The sequence below is a fragment of the Acinetobacter sp. GW821-FHT01C12 genome (assembly GCF_059422625.1).
The window spans coordinates 118,263-134,942 of record NZ_JBWKXD010000010.1 but is presented as its reverse complement, the minus strand read 5'-3'; the positions used below and the strand labels follow the sequence as shown (position 1 = coordinate 134,942).

The following is a 16,680-nucleotide window of genomic DNA, read 5'->3' as shown; positions in this document are numbered from 1 at the left end:
CGCTGATGGTAGTGTGGGGTTACCCATGTGAGAGTAAGTCATCGCCAGCTTTTAAATCTAAAACACCCCGGTCTCTAACGAGAGCGGGGTGTTTTTTTATGTGCGCTATTGGAATATTTTGAAGAACGAAGTATAAAATGGAATATTAAAAAGCTCTAGCCTTAGCAGGAGCTTTTAAAAATCATTAGAAAGATTCTACTTAAACAATAAAATCATTAATCTTTAAAGTGAACAGGAATCCATTGATAGCTTTTCCCATCGGCTGAGTAAATATGTCCAATGCCTGGGAATGCTAAATGAGGTGCTGCGATGGTTTGTCCATGTTTTGCATAATCAGCAAACTGCTTTAATCGGGTTTGAACAGCTGTTTTCGGGTCAATATCATATTCTATTGCTGTTTCTGGTTTATCGAATTGTACTGTATGAGAGTGGACAATATCCCCAATAAAAACAATATCTTCACCCGTTGTTTTTAGTTTGTAACTAAAATGCCCTGGGGTATGACCAGCAGTACTGATTACTTCAAATCCGCTGATGTTGTCAGCCAGTTTAAATGTTTTAAACTGTTTTTTAGCTTGATAGGGTGCAAGGGCAGCTTTGATTTTTTCTACAGTTGCTAAGTAATTGGCTCGTTTATCTTGTGCTATTTTTTCAGCTTGTTTTGGATTTAGCCAATAATTTGCTTCATCTTCAGAGACATAGATGGTGGCATTTGGGTAGTTTGCTATGCCATTTTTACTGACACCACAGGAATGATCAGGATGTAAATGTGTCAGTAAAATCGTATTGACTTGTTCAGGTTGATGACCTGAAGCTTTGAGATTTTTTAATACAGAGCCTAGATGCGCACCGAAACAATCTGCAGTACCGCTATCCACCAAAACTAGTGATTTACCTGTGTTAACTAAAAATGCATTCACCGATGTTTGCACACCTTTGGCTTGATCTGCATGATATTTCTTTAAAATTTCTTGAACCTTATCTTGTGAGATATCTTTAAATAGTGTGGGAGACATAAAGTTGGTGCCATCTAGCAAGGCGGTAATTTGTGTATTGCCCAACTGATGTTGGTAAAACCCTGCTACTTGCGCTTGTTGTTCAATGATCGGTAATGTTTTGGTGACTTCTGCTTGTGATATTAGAGGGAATAAGCCGAATAAAAGTACAGATAATGATAGGGCAGTTTTTTTCATTGGATTTGATCAGAATTAATTTAACGAATTATTTTTTAACATGGATTGGTTCATCACGGCGCTTTTTATATATGAAAAAAAATCTACTTTTGTAAGTGAATTTTTTATTAATATACACAATGATCGAATCAGCTATGTGAGGTCATTCATTGATATCCTGACGATTTCTGGCTCTTTTCCACTCAATAAAAGTACAAATCAGCGTTGTTGGTAGTATAAGGACAAACTGGAGATAAAGAAAAGTCAATAAAGGGGAAGGCGCGACTATAGCAATGATAAGAATAAAAGGGGCTAGCATAGAGCCTAAAAGACACCCATAGATTAAACTATAACGCCAAGAGGCTAACGCTAATTTACTTGCAAAAAAGTGCTTAAATAAGAGATTGGTAATGATGGCTGGAATGCATCCTAGGAGATAACCAATTGGAGTAATCAAGATGAATGCAGCGATCATTGGAAATATAATAGATGGTGTAATGAGTCCTTTTAAAAACCGCATTGGATCATAAAAAATTAATCCGCTGTGAAATGTGATCGTGATAATAAATGTACCAATGAGTGGACCACAAAGGATAAATGCAGATATTTTTCCTTGGTTATTTTTTGACATATCCATATTGAGGCGAGCCCCTTTTTTTCATTTTTATAATGTGAATGTAGTAAAACATTAGCATAAAAAAAGACTTCCGAAGAAGCCTTTTAGTGATTTATGATCGTCTAGGATGAGATAATCAATAATTAAGAAACTTTATCACCTGGTTTCGCACCAGATTCAGGTGAAATCACCCAAACACCATCACCATTCCCAGCAGCAAGCACCATACCATTTGAAATACCAAAACGCATTTTACGCGGCGCAAGGTTTGCAACCATAACCACCAATTTGCCAGTTAAGTCTTCAGGTTTGTAGAACTCACGGATCCCACTGAATACATTACGTGGTTCAGCTTCGCCAACATTTAGAGTCAATTGAAGCAGCTTATCAGAACCTTCTACTGTTGCTGCTTCTAAGACTTCAGCAACACGCAAGTCGATTTTGATAAAGTCATCAATCGTAATGATTTCTGCTTCACCCACTTTGGCTTCAGGCTTTTTCTCTTTGGCTTTTTCAGTTTTCTTTTCTGCTTTCGCTGGTGTTGCAGCAGCTAAAGATTCTTTTGATGCATCGACCATTGCAGCAACTGCTTTTGGATCAACACGTTGCATCAATGGCTGGAATTGAGCAATTTCATGTGCAACTAAAACCGTTTTTCCTGAAGCAAAATCAAAACTTTCAAGTTTTAAGAAGTCTTGAACCTGTGTTGCCAAAGTTGGCAGTACCGGTGCCAAGTAAACAGCCAATTGACGGAATAGGTTGATTCCAACAGAGCAGACATCATGAACTTGTTGTTCCTGACCTTCTTGTTTTGCCAAAGCCCATGGTTTTTTCTCATCAATATACTGATTTGCACGATCAGCAAGTGCCATGATTTCACGTATAGCGGTTGAAAACTCACGTGCTTCATAAGATTGAGCAATTGAATCACCCGCATCAATGAAACTTTGAACCAGCTCAGGTTCAGCACATGTTGCAGACAAGCTATTGTTAAAATTGCTGTTAATGAATTTTGCACAACGACTGGCAATATTCACAACTTTACCCACTAAATCTGAATTTACTTTTTGTACAAAGTCATCAAGATTCAAATCAGAATCTTCAACTTTATCAGAGAGTTTAGAAGCAAAGTAATAACGTAAATACTCAGGATTTAAGTGCTGTAAATAGGTTTCAGCTTTAATAAATGTGCCGCGCGATTTTGACATTTTTTGACCATTTACAGTCAAGAAACCATTTACGAATAGACCTGTAGGGGTGCGGTAATTTGCACCTTCTAACATTGCAGGCCAGAACAACGCATGGAAATATACAATGTCTTTACCAATGAAGTGATAGACCTCATTTTTAGAATCTTTTTTCCAGTAGTCGTCAAAGCTTAATTCTGGGCGTTTCGTTTTGATGTAATTTTCAAAACTTGACATATAGCCAATCGGGGCATCAACCCAAACATAGAAATATTTATTTGGTGCATCTGGAATTTCAAAGCCGAAATAAGGTGCATCACGAGAGATATCCCAATCGTTTAAACCATTTTCAAACCATTCATCTAACTTATTGGCGATCGAAACAGGTAAACGACCTTCATCACGCGTCCATTTTTGCAAGTATTCGGCAAAGTTTGGGAGTTTAAAGAAATAATGATCTGATGATTTTTCAACAGGTGTCGCACCACTTAATGTTGAGCGTGGATTTAACAGCTCTGTTGCATTATAGGTCGTACCGCATACTTCGCATGAGTCGCCATACTGATCTTCCGCTTTACATTTTGGACAAGTCCCTTTAATGAAGCGGTCTGACAAGAACATACTTTTTTCAGGATCAAACAACTGAGTAACAGGACGAATCGCAATATTGCCTGCCTCGCGGTTTTTAATATAGATTTCCTCAGAACGGGCTTTATTTTCATCGCTATTGGTTGAATCATAGTGATCGAAATGTACGCCAAAGCCATCAAAATCACGAATATGCTCTTTTTGCACATTGGCAATTTGTGCTTCTGGGCTAATCCCATTTGCTTCTGCACGGAGCATGATTGCTGTACCGTGTGCATCATCCGCGCAGACATAAGTCACTTCATGACCCATTGCACGCATGGCACGAACCCAAATATCTGCTTGGATGTAGCCGAGTAGGTGACCCATATGAATAGGACCATTTGCGTATGGAAGGGCGTTAGTGACTAAAATATTTCGCACGGATATAACTCTCTTTCTCAAAGTTAATGCAAGGGCATTGATTTTAGCGTAATTGCTATGAAGATGCACAACAGAATAGGTGAATTCTTTTCAAATGTAGATTTTTATGCATATTCTTATATCTGCCAATTCATTATTATAGAATGGTGTATTCGTGTATTTCCCAAGAGCAATAAATCTATGATTGATGATGAATATTTTGATGATGACCAGCCTGTAACCCGTATTCCACAAAATCAAAATAGTAAAAATCTGATTGAAAAAAATATTCTGAAACAAGCTGAACGCTATTTTGCAGATATTTCTGAAGATGAACATCAGTATCTTATTGAAACACTCAATGGGTTTGCTCAAGAAGAGCCTTATTTTGAAGTTTTAGCCAATCAATTGGATCAGCCTGTGGGGGCTAAAATTGCCAATGACGCTCTCAATCTATTGCATTTTTGGCAATTGATACATGAAACTGAGGATATTGCTCAGTTTAATCTTTTAGATGTGATCAACAGTGCGTTTTTTCAGTCTGAGATGTTTAAAGCTTTTGATCAATTAGCGCTGGGTGAGCAGAAGTCACAATACCAAGCTGTGTTAGAACAAAGCTTTAAACTCTATCAATTAGAGTTGTATGCGGGATGTATTCCATTGCTTTATGCCCAATTGGAAGGTTTGTTAACAGCTGTTTTAGTTCAAAATGGTTATTTAAAACAACAGGACACCAAGTTTATTGATGTCTATAAAATCGTTCCTGGGTTAAAAGGTCATGAAATTAAAAGTTTGTGGCATAAAGCTAAAATTGCCAATGAATTGAATCATTATTTTTTAGAGTTGGCTGCTTATAAGATGGATAGTAGTTCAACGGTGAGTATGACACGGCATAACATTCTACATGGTACGGATTTGAATCATTTTAATCAGGGGCGTAGTTTCGTATTGTTTATTTGGCTATTTGCGGCAGTCAGTTTTATGGGAAATGTCCGATCATAAAGTCCGAATCTTGATGATTCTTCACCTAAACTTCACATCTTAATCAAACACGCTACATTTTAATTTTAGAAACTAACACCAAGATCGAAGAAGGAGAAAATCATGCGGTCTTGGTATGTATTTGTTGCTTCAGCATTTGCAAGTTTAGCGGCTGTTCTCAGTTTAGTTGTACCATTTTGTCTTTTTCTATATTTTTATCAGGGCGATTTATTTATTTCAGCTTCTGAACGAACTTCAAGCCGAGGCATGGAAGTCGTATTGTATTTAACTCCATTTTTACTGCTGGTCGGTTTTTTTAGCTACACAGTTATTTTTAAAGTATTTAAAGTACCTCAAAAAATCATCGAAACAACACAGATTATAAAATCTATAACTTTGATCTTTATCATGATGTTAAGTTTTTTATTCTTAGTTTTATGTTTAGATGGTGCTCTATCTAGTTTTATCGAGGCATTGAGTTACTTAATCTTCGTTTATTTACTGTTATTGCTCCCGTTTTGTATCGGTCTAGTTCTCGGAAATGCAGTTTACTTCATTTTATGCAGAAAATTTAATGCGCAGAATATGTTTAGAAAACAAGTACATCATTGGGTTTAAATTTGCGTTTCATGTTATGTTCGAACTTCGATATCAATAAGAAATTACCTATGCTTAAACTGATTGCCGAAGACTTTATCCAAGTGGATAAAATTGATTTAGTTTTACCTTTATATCAACAATTAGTTGAGCAAACTAAACGAGAAGCGGGCTGTATAGCCTATGACTTATATCATGATTTACGCAATACAGGGCATTTTGTATTTATTGAGGAATGGGTGGATCGAGCTGCTTTAGATGCCCATGTCCAATCCTCTCATTTTCAGGATTTAGTCCCGCAAATTGATCAACATAGAAGACAAGACGGAATTTTTACCCATATGCAGCATTATGATGAATTGTTTAAAAAATGAATATTTAGCATTCATCTTCAATCATTTTCTTAATTTTGATTGCCTTTTCAAAATGATCAAGCTGATGGGTTTTAATCCACCATTCTGCCACTTGCATTAAGGTTTCTGGGTCATCATTTTTATTGGCAAAGAATGCATAAAAAGATAAACCAACATCATCTCCCTTTTTAGCAATTTTATCATTACAGACTCGGATAATTTTTTCTTTCATTAAGTGTTGCATTCGATAAGACTCAGTGTTTGTTTTAATTCAATGATTTTCAATCAATCAGAATAGGCTATTTTATTCATTTTGAAACAAAAAAACACATCGCTACAAACTGTGTATGAATTGTTAAAGAAATGCATCTTTTTACATTTTATGGAGTTTCAGTTGTTATAACTAGGCTGAGACTTAATTAAATAGGAAGAAAATCATGACAAATTTAGACGATTTAAAAAACAAAGCTTCTGAAGTAATTGATGATGTGAAGTTAAAAGCCAAAGAAGCAAAATTAGGTGCTGAAAAGGTTGCAGATGACCTCAAACATAAAGCAAAAGAAACACTGCTTAAAGGTGAGCAAGCTGTAAATGATTTGAAGCACAAAAAAGATGATGAAAAGTAATTTGAATAATCACTGAACAGCGCCACGCTGTTCAGTGATACTGTTTACTTAAGGTTCTTTACGAATCCACTCAATTTCACGAATCTGATTATTCACTACCGTAAAAGTATAAGTTACATTCTCAATCTCATAGATATAGTTGGATACGGTAACCGTCGTTTTACCTTCTTTACGTTCATAAGTGTTCATTGAAATTGGAGATTGGCCAATCCGTGTCGACATTTCCGTCAAACTATCACCTACAGAAACCAATTGTCCTGAAGATGTACGCACCGCAGTTGTAGATGTTCCAGCAAAAGCTGAACTCGAAATGATTAAAGAAAAAACTAAAAATAATAGAGACTTCATAGAGCTACCTTATTATTGTCAAAAATTACACAAAGTTGTTATTGACCCAATGTGACTATAGCTATTTTTTTATCCAGTATTTGTATGGGAATTATTAAGACGACGTTTTGTCTTAGAAAACTAAATCGCAAAAAACTAAAAGTTCATTTTGAACAATGAGATAAAATGATTAAATGGATTATTTTGGATGCTAAACCAACTAAATCAGTAGGATTAATAACAACATTCAAAAAGCTGAATAGAAGTTTGCTTAACCTCAGGTCATTTTACAGTTAAACTATCTGTTCTCAGTATTTATTGTATTTGCAAATTTGGAGCAAATCTATGTCGTGGCTTTCTTCGCTTAAATCAGTTTTTTCTCCTGCGCAGGAGGTGAAAGAGGAAGAAGTCCAATCTGTTTTGCAAAACTATATTTTGCCAAATTCAAATGTCTTAAAAGATCGTATTACTCAAGTGAATGTTGTAGGCCGAGTATTACAATTAACAATTAATACTTATCCTGAAGAGGCAGATCATTTACAAAAAATTCATGATGATCTCGCAGATGCATTGGAGAAGTGCGGTATTCAAGAGTTGAATTTGCATGTGATTCAACAAAAAATTCAACATGATTCGAGTTGTGGCAGTGATCAGCATGGAAAAGCAGGGCATAGTTGTGCTTCAAAGCCCAAAGAGCAACATCCTAATCTTCCTCCAGTTGTCGATGCTTCTGCTAAAATGGCAAATACACAAGAAGATCCTAATAATCCACCGATTCAAAAAGCAGCACCACAACAACGAGATATTCCGAAACACCCTCGAATTCAAAATGTGATCCTTATATCATCGGGTAAAGGTGGGGTCGGTAAATCAACCACCACAGTAAATATCGCATTGGCTTTGCACAAATTAGGCTTAAAAGTCGGGGTTTTGGATGCTGATATCTATGGCCCAAGTATCCCGACAATGCTGGGGAATGCTGGGCAAACACCTAAAATAGAAGGTGAAAATTTTGTACCATTAGAAGCTTATGGTATGGCTGTACTTTCGATCGGTCATTTGATTGGAAAAGAAAATACACCAGTTGCTTGGCGTGGTGCAAAAGCCACAGGTGCATTGATGCAACTGTTTAATCAAGCGCTATGGCCTGATTTAGATGTTCTAGTCATCGATATGCCACCTGGTACTGGGGATATTCAATTAACCCTTGCCCAGCGTATTCCTGTAACTGGCGCTGTGATTGTGACAACACCACAGAATGTAGCCTTGATGGATGCTGTGAAAGGGATCGAACTGTTTAATAAAGTACATATTCCAGTTATGGGGGTGGTGGAAAATATGTCGACACATATTTGCTCAAACTGTGGTCATGAAGAACAAATTTTTGGTACAGGTGGCGGAGATCAATTGTCTGAGCAATATAATATTCCGTTGCTGGGTCGATTGCCTTTAAATGTTCAAATTCGTGAAAATGCTGATGCAGGTAAACCATCTGTGATTGCAGGAGATGTTGCTGCAGAAAACTATATGGCTATTGCTGAAAAAATTGCACAAGCTTTACCTAAAGCCGAAAAAGATCCGCATAGAATTTTCTAAGAATTGACCTCTTAAGCGTCCTCTCTTTATTTTAACAATTGAATTAAAGAGAGGATACTTGAGAATGAATCAATGAAATATTTAAATTGACTCGATAATAAAATTTTATAAGCATTGCCCATTTTTAATATCACAAATAAATTCAAATAATTAATGTTAAATATGACGGGGTTGGTACAAATAGGACTGATCAGCAGACTATGCTAAGTTAATTGAAGTTATTTCCAACTCAAAAAATAAACTTTAAATCGCCTTCTCTTAACTATCTGTATAAAAATATAGAAAATTGATCAACTGGTATATTCATTGCTTAGGTATAATTTCTAATTTAAACCATTGAGTAGACCATGCTATTAAAAAAAATCTTATGTGCTTTGGGAATCTGTAGTTCGATGTTATTGACTGCATGTAATGATAGTGATTCAGATAAAACCAATTCTAATTCAACGACACAGAAATCATTGCAACCCATCATCATTCAAGGTGCATTACCTGTAGAATCTGAGCAAATGGCCTCAAAACTAAGCAACTCTACAGTCGAAACGTTCGGTGGTTGGACGTTTTGGAAAGGAACCTATCAGGGTTATCCGGTGATTATCTCTAAAACAAGAATGGGAATGAGCAACTCTGCTGCTGCAACAGCAATTGCGATTGAACGTTATAAACCTATTGCGATTATTAACCAAGGAACATCAGGTGGACATGATCCAGATCTTAATGTCTATGATATTGTTTTAGGTCGTTACACCACCAATATTGGTGCATTTAGAACACCTAAAAAAGCAGTTGGAGAGGGTTCGAATTCTCTTGAATGGACAGAAGCTTTTGATGTGCTGCCTACGGATGAGTCTGATCCTGAACCGATTGCGATTCGTAAATTTGAAGCAGATAAAGATCTATTATTGGCGGCGCAGCGTGCAAAAACCAATTATAGCAAGGGCCGTGTAGTTGAAGGTACTATTGGTTCAGCAGATGTTTGGAACAATGAATTGGATCGAATTGCTTTTTTCCATAAAAACTATGGCACTTCTGTAGAGGAAATGGAAGCGGCATCTGTGGCACAAATTGCCAGCCAATATAAAGTACCATTCCTTGGTGTTCGTATTTTATCGAACAATATTACCAATGGCGGTGCATATGATCCAGGTACTGGAGAAGCATGCCAGCATTATGTTCTAGATGTAGTTGTTGAATATATGAAAGCTAAACAAGCAGCTTTGAAGTAAATTTTTTTATCAGAATAAGTTGGAGCTTGTTTAAAGAATGTTTGGCTGTTTTTTACGGTTATTCCACTTTTTAATCACACTCCAACGCCAGTAAATACGTGTCGCAATAAAGAGTAGTGATGCAAATACAAATGCTTCAATAAATAAACCTGTCGCAAGAATTTTGGCTAGACTAAAATCGATATGCCCATGCCCAAAGTTTTTGATCCAATGAATGATTTGATGGAAAACACCGAGTAACATTTCCTTATTAATCATATGCACATGATAAATTTTGGAACCAATCCAAAAGGCAAAAATCAAAATTGGCACAATGGTTAAGGGATTCATGATCCAAGCTAAAATTAGGCCAATTGGTAAATTAGCTTCAAAGAATAATACTGAAAAAATAATCAATAAGGTGTGGAATGGAATAGGCAAGATGCCCCAAAAGGTACCAATAAACATTGCCTTAGAAATCGATTTTCGATTGACATACCAAAGCTGAGGACTTAAGGCTTTATCGCCAAAAATCTTCATAAATTTCAAATTGTTGACTCGCTCTGGACTAGGGAGCCAAGACTGAAAAAAATGCTTTGCCATAAAAGTAGAAAATGCAAGAAAGGTAACTATTGTGCACCAATGTAGATAAAAACGACAACCTTTCTGACAAAAAACCTAATGAGTAAGAGAGAACTATGGATAAAGAATAGTCAACAAAACTGAAAATTTACTTAAAAAGCCCTTGATTCATGCCAAAGATGGCTTTTAACGGAACTACTTGGTATTTTACCGATAATCAGTGTTCTATTTGGGAATAAACTTACTGATTTAAAAGGTATTATCATTGATTTTAAAGTTTGATTTTGAACATAAAAACAGCATTTCTTCAACCTGTGACTTTGCAGTTTTTATCTGATTTTAGGTTTTCAAAGCATTGAAAATAAAATATATTTTTATTTAGGGTAATGTTCTTCAATAAGTTCTCTTACAATTAATTTTTTGCCAATTCAATTTAAAAGATTTAATCTGCGATCAATCCATTGATGAGGTCATTTAATGATTTCATGGTTTTTTATTGGCTTGGTGGTGACGATTCTTTTGACACCAGGACCAACCAATACGCTTTTAGCATCTTCTGGAATTCAAGTTGGAATTCGAAAATCTCTTGCATTAATTCCAGCGGAAGCGCTTGGCTATCTTATCTCCATTACCATTTGGGGATTAATTATTGGATCTGTGTCTAAACAGTTTCCAAGTGTACCTGTTATTCTTAAATTATTTAGCGCAGGCTATATTTTATTCCTGGCTTTAAAATTATGGCGTACAGCAAATCGAGATGAAAACTTTAATCATGCGACAATTCGGGCGCGTGAGTTATTTTTTGCAACCCTTTTAAACCCAAAAGCACTTCTTTTTGCTTCTGCAATTTTTCCAACACATGTATGGCAAAATGCGTCTGCTTATACTTCACATATGTTGGTGTTTTTATTATTAATCGTACCGATTGCATTTTTTTGGACATTTATTGGTTCTGTGATTTGCAGTAATAAAGTGACTTGGCTCAATCAGCGTAATATGCAAAGAACTGCGTCTTTAGTTTTAGTGAGTTTTACTGTACCACTGAGCTATTCAGCACTTTTAAGCCTTTAACAATCGATTATAGTTAACCTTAAGTTTGTACGTTTACTTACGACTTGGGCTGCTCTATTTCGTCATAAACATTCCTTTCAAAAGCAATTTCAGTTAAAGTACAGCGCAGTAAATAGCACAGTTTTGGGATAGAGATAAATGGCAATTAAGTCTGATCGTTGGATTCGTGAAATGAGCGAAAAGCACGGTATGATTGAACCGTATGCAGAAAACCAAGTGCGTTATGATGAACATGGTGAAAAGCTAATTTCTTATGGCGTATCTAGCTATGGTTATGACGTACGTTGTGCACGTGAGTTTAAAGTCTTTACCAATGTTCACTCTGCCATTGTCGACCCTAAAAATTTCGATGAACGTAGTTTTATCGACATTGAATCCGATGTTTGTATCATCCCTCCAAACTCATTTGCGTTAGCACGTACTGTTGAATATTTCCGTATTCCACGTAATGTTTTGACGATCTGCCTAGGTAAATCGACTTATGCACGTTGCGGGATCATTGTAAATGTAACGCCACTTGAACCTGAGTGGGAAGGTCATGTGACATTAGAGTTTTCAAATACGACGAATTTACCTGCGCGTATTTATGCCGGTGAAGGTGTTGCTCAAATGCTGTTTTTTGAATCTGATGAAGTCTGTGAAACCTCTTATAAAGATCGTGGTGGTAAATACCAAGGTCAGGTTGGGGTAACCTTACCTAAAGCTTAAATTAAAAATGAGCTGAAAGAAGCAAGTGTAAATCACTTGCTTTTTTTATGTATTTATCATGAGTAACAATATGATTTAGGCACTATTTTTATTGGAGTAAGTGCGGTCGTTAAACTTATCATTAAGTATATCTAATGGGAGATGTTATTTTATTTTAAATAATTGTTTTTTATCGGAAAATTTAAAATTTATTCGGTATGAATTTTAATCTATGGTATAAATAAAATTACGTTGATGTTAAATAAAAATGTGATTTATATCGTTTTATTTATTCAGAATTTGAATAGTACTTTAGCATCGGTATAAAAAATAAGGTCAAGCTTTGCTAAGGATGGAAGCATAGGATGTTCCAGATAAAATATTTAAATGTTGTATTGTTGATACTGAGTGGTTTAGGGATCAGCACTGCTCAAGCTGCAACGTTACAAGCTCTGACTGATGAACAATTATCAGAAATGACGGGTCAAGCACTCATGAGTTTGAGTTATACATCACCAACAGATGCAAGTAATTTAGAATCAAAACGGGATGGTGGTGCAAAAAATATAGGCTTTTACAAGTTAGGCCTAGAAGCTGATTTAGAATTAAATGTAAATATAAAGAAATTACAATTAGGCTGTGGAGGAGTTAACAATTCTATTCGTAGTGGGGTTTGTGATATTGATATCGACAATATTAGTTTGAGCGGTTTAGGTAATTCGGCATCTTCTAATACAGGTAGTGATTCTGATCGAGCTGCCCGGGTTGGATCAAGTGCGGTATTAACCAACCCTTTTATTCAGTTTGCAATAAAAAATCCAGATAGTGCATCCACGCGTGAAGTTGTAGGAATTAATTTAAGTTCAGAAAAAGCCATGGGCTTAATTACATTTGGTTTGGAAAACAGTGATACGCCAAATGGGATTAATACTTTAAGTGGTTTTATGACTGTTGCTGCAACCAGTGGTCTTGCTAAGGTGAATGGTTTTGGAACCAGTTTAGTATCTGGAGAGGCTGCAAAAGGTGCTTTAACACAAAGTTATACAGGCGTTGCCATTAAAGGAAAAGCTTCAGGGGTAAATTTTACAACAAAAAGTTATAATTTAAATTTAAGAGATTCAGCTACGGGAAGTAATGTATTAAATGGTATATTAAATTTACCTCAGCAAGATATTACAGGTAAACGTATTAGCTCAGCTATCTTAAAAGCAAATGCTACGGTTAATGATATTGCAATTTCTGGAAATATTGTCGCTAATGCTTTATTGATTATTAATTTAGATAGAGAAACGACAGGGACAATTAAAAATTTGAAAGTAGATGCAACAATTGATGAGGGTTTAAATTTTTTTCATAAAGCTAGTCTTAATGGAACTCCTGCTTCTTTATCACTTCAATCCCAAGATTTGCAATGGACAGCAAATAAGTCGGTTGCAGCAAGAGGATGGTGGTTAGAGTTTTCTAATCCAATCGATATTGGTGATATCACCCCAAGTAAAGCAGTTAATATTGAATTACCAACATTAGTAGAAACATTGGGTCAAATTAACACCTTTTTGGCGAAACCAGCAAATGAAATTAATTGTGGGTCTTGGGGGATACTAAGTTGTCTCTTTGGAAGCTCGATTCCTGTAGGAACTGTTGATTTAACAAATGCTCCAGCAGCTTCAATGCCACTTAAAGATTTAGTGTTAAAAAAACAAGATTTCACACCCAACTGCTATGGTTCATTGAAATTCTGTTAATTTTTATTGGCTTCTAGAGGCTTAAAAATAAAGAGATTTAATACCAATGATGAATCAACTTTCTATCTTAAAATTTTAAAACCTACCTAAGTGGGTTTTAATGCCTTAAATTGTATTCCCGCAGATGTCTTTGGTGTTGGAGGAATAGTTTAAAGTCATTTGGCTACGCTCAAAGATAAGCGTTTCTGTTGGTTGATAAGTGCCTATTAGCGATGTTGGATAACCACCAACAAGACCAAACATTTGGAAACTGATTTGAGTAGCTGAGTCTGATAATGGCGTATTGTTTATATAGCCTTTATCTATACCATTTAAATTTATTCCAATTTGTTTTGAATCTTGATCTAAATAAAGGCCAATTTTATAATTATTTGCAGAGCTGTAAGCTATATCAAATTCTTTCTCATAATTAATGCCTGCACCCAAATCAGAAAAACTAACGTAGACTTTTTTTGTTTTCGTATCATCTGAATTTGTAAGCCATACGAAGCCTCCATACTTCAGGTTTCCATTTTTGATAGCAAAAAAATTATATCCTAATGTGTATACGCCACTTTGATTTCCAGAATAAGATCCTGTAGGGATATCTGCAAAGTTATCAATCTTTAGCTCAACTGCATACTTTCCTGTGCTTGATAAATTCTTATCACCTAGAATTGTGTTATTTGTTCCATTTATATAGTTCTTATAAGATTGTGCAAATGCAGACGTGCTTGCATGATATTGGTATGCTGAGCTCTCAAGTAGAAAACTAGCAGTTGTTCCGTTTAAGTGGGGAAATTTTTTTGCAGGCGGAATAGGATTTCCAATCATCTGTTGGATTTCAGCAGTTGTTGCATCAAAATTATAACTACATGCAGCCCAACTGCTTATGCAGATTGAATTTATCATTAAACCGAATATCATTCTTTTCATGGTGTATTCCTTTTTATTTTGAGATTTTACTATAAAGTTAAAATGGAATAGATGTGAAAATATCCGATAAAAAGGTTTAAAAATTTTAAATACTTGATTTAAGTGGATTCATTTTAATTAAAATGTTTGAACTATTTTTATATCTATCTTTGATTTTTATATTTGAATTTAAATCGTTTTTTATTCTTGATAATTGCTATGGAATATTTTTAATGTTTTTTGATGCTATTTGGCATCTTGGTTTATTAACAAAAATTACAGTCATTTTGTCGGAAATTTAACCTATATTTAAAAACATTATGATAGATTAATCACATTATATTTCTCTATTGAAAACTAAAATACATTTATGGTTGTAAGCACCTAGATTTTATGAAGTTTATCTAAAATTAGGTTTGGTTATTGGAACAGTAGAGCCTCACAATTTTGAACATAATCTAAGGATAAGGAGATGTTCATGCTTAAAATAAAGCCTTTGCGTGTAGCACTTTTTTCATTCAGTGTCTTTGCAATGTCTGCTGTATATGCACAGTCTACAACTTTAAAAAGTATGTCTGATGAGCAACTCTCTGAAACGACAGGTCAAGCCTTAATGAGTTTGACTTATGTTGCACCTACAGATTCAGCAAATATGGAAGCAAAACGAACAGGTGGAGATAAAAGTATTGGATTTTATAAATTAGGTTTAGAAGCTGAACTTGAATTAAATGCTAATATTAAAAAATTACAGTTAGGTTGCGGTGGTGTAAATGGCGCAGGCAACTGCGACATTGATATTGATAACTTGGGTTTGAGTGGTGTGGGAAACGCTGCAACATCTAATACAGATAGTGCTTCTGACCGAGCTGCTCGTGTAGGATCAAGTGCTGTTTTAACCAATCCATTTATTCAATTTGCAATTAAAAACCCTGGAAGTGCCTCTACACGGCAAGTCGTGGGAATAAATTTAAGTTCTGAAAAAGCAGTGGGGCTGCTGACGTTTGGTACTGAAAATAGTAGTACAAAAAATGGAATTAACTCCTTAAGTGGATATATGCAAGTTGCTGCTACGACTGGAACAGCATTGGTCAATGGTTTTGGTACGAGTAATGTTGCTGGAGAAGCAGCCAGAACACAGTTAAGACAATCTGATGGTTATAATGCGATTAATGGTAGGGCTTGTTGTCTTATATTTGGAGCATCAGTTGGGTTTTCTACGACTTCTTATGACCTTAATTTGAGGGATCAAGCAACTGGAAGTAATATTTTAAAGGGTGACTTAGTTCTTCCTCAACAAGTTATCACTGGTAAGCGTATCAATAGCGCAATTTTAAACGCCACTGCAAATGTTAGAACAATTGATTTATCTGGTACAATTAGTGCAACAGCATTGGCAATCATTCCCCTCAATAATAAATCAACTTCAGGAAGCATCAATAACTTAATCGTTGATGCAACAATTAATGAAGATTTGGGTTATTTTCATAAAGCCAGTTTAAATGGGACGCCCGCTTCTTTATCTCTGCAAGGGCAAGATATTCAGTGGACAGGAAATAAATCAGTTGCTCAAAAGGGTTGGTGGTTAGAGCTGTCTAATCCAATTGATATTGGTAAAATTGATCCAACAGATAAGGTTGATATTCCAAAAGCGACATTAAACGCGATCATGGATCAAGTAGGTGCGTATTTAACCGATCATCCTGTTGATTGTGGTAGTTTTTTGGCTTTGAACTGCCTCGCAGGGACAGCCGTTCCTGTTGGGACTGTTGATTTAATTAATGCGCCTCATGCAACTATGCCATTAAATAATATACAGTTAGCTAAACAGGATTTTACTCCAAACTGTTACGGCTCATTAAAGTTTTGTTAATCAAACGCTTATTATGTTTTGGCAGTAACTGTGTTAAAACTTATGATGAGTTTATTGCTTAAAAAGATTCATTTGTCGGAAATGATGGATTTTAACCAAAAAAACTTTGTCATAATTAAAAAAATTACATAGTATGAAGTGTGATAGACATAACAAAACTGTATAAACAAGGATATGTGTT

The 16,680-nt window shown here is 35.5% G+C and carries 17 protein-coding genes; 10 read left to right on the top strand and 7 right to left on the bottom strand.

All coding sequences use genetic code 11. The features are described from left to right. Window positions 1-215: 215 nt before the first annotated feature. The 3 genes from AC07WY_RS18180 to metG all read right to left on the bottom strand — a co-directional run bounded on the left by AC07WY_RS18180 (window position 216) and on the right by metG (window position 3,986). Window positions 216-1,193 (bottom strand): MBL fold metallo-hydrolase, encoded by a 978-nt coding sequence (locus AC07WY_RS18180; protein ID WP_494736875.1) that lies wholly within the window; start codon window positions 1,191-1,193, stop codon window positions 216-218. 142 nt (window positions 1,194-1,335) lie between these two features. Further along, window positions 1,336-1,809: a hypothetical protein gene (locus tag AC07WY_RS18175; protein ID WP_494736874.1), complete on the bottom strand. Its 474-nt coding sequence runs from the start codon at window positions 1,807-1,809 to the stop codon at window positions 1,336-1,338. A gap of 122 nt (window positions 1,810-1,931) precedes the next feature. Beyond that, a complete protein-coding gene (gene metG / locus AC07WY_RS18170) occupies window positions 1,932-3,986 on the bottom strand; it encodes a methionine--tRNA ligase (RefSeq protein WP_494736873.1) in 2,055 nt (684 codons plus the stop codon). 180 nt (window positions 3,987-4,166) lie between these two features. Between metG and AC07WY_RS18165 the strand changes: the two genes are divergently transcribed. The 3 genes from AC07WY_RS18165 (at window position 4,167) to AC07WY_RS18155 (ending at window position 5,917) form a co-directional block, all read left to right on the top strand. Next, window positions 4,167-4,967, top strand: coding sequence for a hypothetical protein (locus tag AC07WY_RS18165; protein ID WP_262086868.1), 801 nt, complete (start codon window positions 4,167-4,169; stop codon window positions 4,965-4,967). A gap of 102 nt (window positions 4,968-5,069) precedes the next feature. After that, window positions 5,070-5,564: a hypothetical protein gene (locus tag AC07WY_RS18160; RefSeq protein WP_034616005.1), complete on the top strand. Its 495-nt coding sequence runs from the start codon at window positions 5,070-5,072 to the stop codon at window positions 5,562-5,564. A gap of 50 nt (window positions 5,565-5,614) precedes the next feature. Next, window positions 5,615-5,917, top strand: coding sequence for a putative quinol monooxygenase (locus tag AC07WY_RS18155; RefSeq protein WP_056515254.1), 303 nt, complete (start codon window positions 5,615-5,617; stop codon window positions 5,915-5,917). A gap of 4 nt (window positions 5,918-5,921) precedes the next feature. Here AC07WY_RS18155 and AC07WY_RS18150 read toward each other — a convergent pair whose 3' ends face one another. Then, window positions 5,922-6,140, bottom strand: coding sequence for a DUF6500 family protein (locus AC07WY_RS18150; protein WP_004723831.1), 219 nt, complete (start codon window positions 6,138-6,140; stop codon window positions 5,922-5,924). A 193-nt stretch (window positions 6,141-6,333) separates the two neighbouring features. On the opposite strand from AC07WY_RS18150, the gene AC07WY_RS18145 reads away from it, so the two are divergent. Beyond that, window positions 6,334-6,522 (top strand): hypothetical protein, encoded by a 189-nt coding sequence (locus tag AC07WY_RS18145; protein ID WP_004723829.1) that lies wholly within the window; start codon window positions 6,334-6,336, stop codon window positions 6,520-6,522. Between the two features lie 48 nt (window positions 6,523-6,570). Here AC07WY_RS18145 and AC07WY_RS18140 read toward each other — a convergent pair whose 3' ends face one another. Next, complete coding sequence (locus AC07WY_RS18140; RefSeq protein WP_034615993.1) at window positions 6,571-6,870, bottom strand: hypothetical protein; 300 nt, start codon at window positions 6,868-6,870, stop codon at window positions 6,571-6,573. 324 nt (window positions 6,871-7,194) lie between these two features. On the opposite strand from AC07WY_RS18140, the gene apbC reads away from it, so the two are divergent. Both apbC and AC07WY_RS18130 read left to right on the top strand, forming a co-directional pair. After that, on the top strand, window positions 7,195-8,445 hold the full coding sequence (gene apbC, locus AC07WY_RS18135) for an iron-sulfur cluster carrier protein ApbC (protein WP_004723826.1): 1,251 nt from the start codon (window positions 7,195-7,197) through the stop codon (window positions 8,443-8,445). Window positions 8,446-8,792: 347 nt separating this feature from the next. Continuing rightward, the gene (locus AC07WY_RS18130; protein WP_262086861.1) at window positions 8,793-9,671 is read left to right on the top strand and encodes a 5'-methylthioadenosine/S-adenosylhomocysteine nucleosidase; all 879 of its coding nucleotides are present in this window, start codon (window positions 8,793-8,795) and stop codon (window positions 9,669-9,671) included. Between the two features lie 30 nt (window positions 9,672-9,701). On the opposite strand, the gene AC07WY_RS18125 is transcribed toward AC07WY_RS18130, so the two are convergent. After that, window positions 9,702-10,253, bottom strand: coding sequence for a DUF2062 domain-containing protein (locus AC07WY_RS18125; protein ID WP_262086860.1), 552 nt, complete (start codon window positions 10,251-10,253; stop codon window positions 9,702-9,704). A 456-nt stretch (window positions 10,254-10,709) separates the two neighbouring features. Between AC07WY_RS18125 and AC07WY_RS18120 the strand changes: the two genes are divergently transcribed. From AC07WY_RS18120 to AC07WY_RS18110, 3 genes are all read left to right on the top strand, one after another. Next, complete coding sequence (locus AC07WY_RS18120) at window positions 10,710-11,303, top strand: LysE family translocator (protein WP_004723817.1); 594 nt, start codon at window positions 10,710-10,712, stop codon at window positions 11,301-11,303. A gap of 138 nt (window positions 11,304-11,441) precedes the next feature. Continuing rightward, complete coding sequence (dcd, locus tag AC07WY_RS18115; RefSeq protein WP_004723815.1) at window positions 11,442-12,011, top strand: dCTP deaminase; 570 nt, start codon at window positions 11,442-11,444, stop codon at window positions 12,009-12,011. Between the two features lie 344 nt (window positions 12,012-12,355). Beyond that, a complete protein-coding gene (locus tag AC07WY_RS18110; protein ID WP_239044968.1) occupies window positions 12,356-13,735 on the top strand; it encodes a hypothetical protein in 1,380 nt (459 codons plus the stop codon). A gap of 105 nt (window positions 13,736-13,840) precedes the next feature. Here the strand turns inward: AC07WY_RS18110 and AC07WY_RS18105 are convergent, their stop codons facing one another. Next, window positions 13,841-14,650: a DUF4882 family protein gene (locus AC07WY_RS18105; RefSeq protein WP_239044969.1), complete on the bottom strand. Its 810-nt coding sequence runs from the start codon at window positions 14,648-14,650 to the stop codon at window positions 13,841-13,843. Between the two features lie 457 nt (window positions 14,651-15,107). On the opposite strand from AC07WY_RS18105, the gene AC07WY_RS18100 reads away from it, so the two are divergent. Beyond that, on the top strand, window positions 15,108-16,499 hold the full coding sequence (locus AC07WY_RS18100; RefSeq protein WP_239044970.1) for a hypothetical protein: 1,392 nt from the start codon (window positions 15,108-15,110) through the stop codon (window positions 16,497-16,499). The last annotated feature ends 181 nt before the right edge of the window (window positions 16,500-16,680 follow it).